This is a genomic window from Vibrio sp. 03_296 (assembly GCF_002265885.1).
In genome coordinates, this window is sequence record NZ_NPKW01000439.1 from 1 (window position 1) to 385 (window position 385).

At 41.0% G+C, this 385-nt stretch carries 1 pseudogene; it reads right to left on the reverse strand.

Annotation, left to right across the window (positions count from 1 at the left end):
* Positions 1-202 precede the first annotated feature (202 nt).
* Positions 203-385 (reverse strand): annotated as a pseudogene (locus CIK04_RS25230) (NADH:ubiquinone reductase (Na(+)-transporting) subunit F); the annotation flags it as partial.

A 385-nucleotide genomic window follows, 5' to 3' on the forward strand; every position in this document is an offset into this window, starting at 1 on the left:
CACCAATAGAGAAGCAAAAGCAACAAGCCACTTTTTCACTTGTTAAACTCCTATTGTTATTAAATGGATATGGAAAATAGGTTCACGGTTAATACACCGATTTTCTATGGCCATTGGCGCACTATTCAAAAAAGAATAGCGAGGAAAAAAGAAGATGGCTGGCTCCTACGAGCCAGCCATAGTTTCAATGGGTTAGATGAAATTAACCACCGAAGTCATCCAGTAGGATGTTTTCATCTTCTACACCGAGATTTTTCAGCATGCCAATAACAGCCGCGTTCATCATCGGTGGACCACACATGTAGTATTCACAATCTTCTGGTGCATCGTGATCACGCAGATAATTTTCGTAAAGCACATTGTGGATGAAGCCTGTGTAACCATC